The 3160-nt window shown below is 59.7% G+C and carries 1 protein-coding gene and 2 pseudogenes; 1 reads left to right on the forward strand and 2 read right to left on the reverse strand.

Going from position 1 to position 3160, the window contains the following annotated elements; genetic code table 11:
* A pseudogene (locus AAAB35_RS28015) lies at nt 1-340 on the forward strand (transcriptional regulator); the annotation flags it as partial.
* Nucleotides 341-772: 432 nt separating this feature from the next.
* Here the strand turns inward: AAAB35_RS28015 and AAAB35_RS28020 are convergent.
* Both AAAB35_RS28020 and AAAB35_RS28025 read right to left on the reverse strand, forming a co-directional pair.
* Entirely contained in the window at nt 773-2200 is a 1428-nt protein-coding gene (locus AAAB35_RS28020; RefSeq protein WP_029867574.1) for a mannose-1-phosphate guanylyltransferase/mannose-6-phosphate isomerase, read from the reverse strand.
* 39 nt (nt 2201-2239) lie between these two features.
* Nucleotides 2240-3160 (reverse strand): annotated as a pseudogene (locus AAAB35_RS28025) (phosphomannomutase); the annotation flags it as partial.

Consider the following 3160-nt stretch of genomic DNA (forward strand, 5'->3'; position numbering starts at 1 on the left):
CTTCTGCTACGGCCCAGAACTTCTGCGAATAAAGGGGAACCTTTTGGGATCGATTTCCACTTCGGATGAGGCACGCCATTGCATTGCAGGTGCCATCGCCGCCAGTCGAAAGATGTGCGCACGCGGCTGGGAACTTCGCGCCTCGTCCGATCTCGCTGCACTCGAAGCGGACCTCGGAAAGAAAAAGGAAGCCGCAACGATCCTCCGGCTAGTCCTTGATGAGTTCGACGAGGGCCACGACACCGACGATCTGCGGGCAGCCAAAGACATGTCGATGCACGACGGTGATGCGCCGATCGTTATCGAAGCATCGCACAAGCGGCCAACACGTCGCCCATAAATCCGCGCTGAGCGGCGGCGGGAGGGTTCGCGCACCGCGTACCTCCTCTCCAACTGCTCGACGAAGGCATACTGACCCAGCGAGGAAGATTACCCTTTGTGGGTATAGGTGGTGGCACGTCTTCCTCGTCGAGCAGTCTTGAGGCGACCGCGCCGTCCGGTTCGTGAACAAATGGGACACCCCTTTAGACGTGCGTCAGCGTACCGATCAATTGCGCCAACCGACCGCAACGCCGCATCCGCGTTTCGACCAGGCGAGGCAGACAGCAAGCGGAACGGCGATTTCGCGGAAGCACGCGTCCTGTGCCCCAAGCGTGTGAAATGCGGAGCTAACCCTTAGCCAGTGGCAACAGCACAAGGAAGCTTCCGTTTCAGCATCAGGGCGATCAGCGTCGGCTGGTGCCCAGGCGCCGGGCCGATCCGCGCGGGGAGCCTATCCCCGCCCGAACTCGTCGGAGACACGGACGATATCGTCCTCGCCGAGATAGGAGCCGGTCTGAACTTCGATCATCTCCAGCACAATCCGGCCGGGATTATAGAGCCGGTGCAACTCGCCCTGCGGAATATAGACCGACTCGTTTTCACGCAAGAATGTCACCTGGTCGCCGACCGTTACTTCAGCCGTGCCTTTGACGCATACCCAGTGTTCAGAACGGTGGAAATGCCTCTGTAGCGACAACTTTTTGCCCGGCGACACGAACAGGCGCTTCACCTGGAAACGATCGCCGTTGAAAAGCGATGTATAACCGCCCCAAGGGCGATAGCAGGTCGGGTGGGTTTCCGTCAGGCTTGATGTTTCCTTGGCCTTGGCAAGGAGTTTCACCAGCTTGCCGACTTCCTGGGCTTCGTCGAGGCGACCAACGTAGACGGCATCCTCGCTGGCGATGACAGCCACATTCTTCAATCCTTGAACCGCGAGATGCGAGGCACGCGACAGGACCAGCGAATTTTCGGTGTTCATGACGGTGGCATTGCCGATAACGACATTGCCGTTCTCGTCCTTTTCGACGAGCTTTCGGATGGCATCCCAGCTACCGAGGTCTGACCATGCAAAAGCTGACGTGACCACGGCGGCATTGGCGGTCTTTTCCATCACCGCATAGTCGATAGAAATATCGGGGCTTGTCTGAAAACTGGCCCCATCGAGACGGACAAAATCAAGATCGATTGTAGCCTTGGCGACGGCAGCTTCCGCAGCCTCGTACACGGCAGGCGCATATATTCTGAGCTCATTCAGGAGCAGGTCAGCCCGGCACATGAAAATGCCGGAATTCCAGAAAAAGCCGCCAGCGGTCAGCATCTCTTCTGCGGCAGCAAGTTGCGGCTTCTCGACAAAGCGCTTCACCTTGTGCGCGCCGGACGAAAGCGGCTCGCCCTGTTCGATATAGCCGTAACCGGTTGCAGGCTCGGTCGGCTTGATGCCGAATGTGACGATATTGCCTGATGCGGCGGTCTGGCGCGCAGTCGCGATCGCCTCGCTCCAATCCTTGCCCGCATCGATCACGTGGTCGGAGGCCAGAAGGTGGAGGATCGCCTCCTCACCGAATTTCTTCTTCAAGTGGAAAGCAGCTGCGGCGATGGCAGCGGCCGTATTGCGAGCCACCGGCTCGAGGATGATGGCGGACAGATCAACATCGACTTCGCGGGCTTGCTCGGCCACTGTGAATCGAAAATCCTGATTGGTGATGACGACAGGCGCCTCGTAGACGGCGGCGTCGGTCACGCGCTCGAGGGTTTGCTGGAACAACGTCTTTTCATCGACGAGCTGGATGAACTGCTTCGGCGCGTTCGATCGCGACAATGGCCACAGGCGGGTGCCCTTGCCGCCGGCCATGATGACTGGAATGATCTTCTTGGTCATAAGAAATCTCCGGGTACTGACGGACCGTGGTTATAAAGTTCAACCTTCAATAGGCAATCGGGTCGATGTGTTTGTCCAGTCGCGGACGAGGGAAAGGCCTTTCTCAAGCAACGACGAGGCAGCTGCCTGATCCTCGGCTTCAACATAGCAACGCATTTCGGGCGCATTGCCGGAAGGACGGAAGTGAATGATGTTGCGATCGGCCAATGTAACGCGCAGGCCATCGATATCGCTGACCGAGCCAACGGCGCCAAGCGGTTTGAGGAAGGCCGCCAGGTTTGCAGGAGAAGCACGCAGATGCGCCATTACTGCAGCGCTCCTCTCGACGGCAAAATTCTCGAGCCGGTCGGCGGCCGCCACCGGCAGGTGAAAATCGGCTGCGATCGCGGAAAGCGGCTTGTCCTGTTGCTTGGCGAGAAACAACGTCGCCAGGACCGGCAAAAAGCTGTCGCGCGTCGGAAGAGCGGTCAGCGCTCCATTCGCCACGGCGAAATCCGACTGCGTCAGCACGCCACCATTGGCCTCGAAACCCATCACCGCCGTTTCGCCCGCGGCGGTCGCCTTGTTCATGCCTTCGATAACAAAGGGGGACCCGACCTTGGTGCGGGTGACGCGGTAGCTGCCGGCCGCCTCGATGCCGGAATTGGAGGTCACCGGTGTGACGACGACCCTTGCTTCAAGGAAGCGCGCGACGATGAGCCCGAGGAGGTCACCGCGCATCGGGGTCCCCACCTCATCGGCCACCAACGGCCGGTCGCCGTCACCATCGGCGGAAACGATGGCGTCGAGATCATGCTCCTTGGCCCAGCCGCGCAGCAGTTCGATCGTCTGCGCCGACACGGCTTCTGTATCGACCGGGATGAAATGACCGGATCGTCCGAGCGCCACGACTTGCGCACCATAACCGGCGATCACGTCAATCAGGCCATCGCGGGCAACGGTGCTGTGCTGGTATACGCC

Origin of the sequence: Phyllobacterium sp. (assembly GCF_037994425.1) — a bacterium.
Classification (GTDB): Bacteria; Pseudomonadota; Alphaproteobacteria; order Rhizobiales; family Rhizobiaceae; genus Phyllobacterium.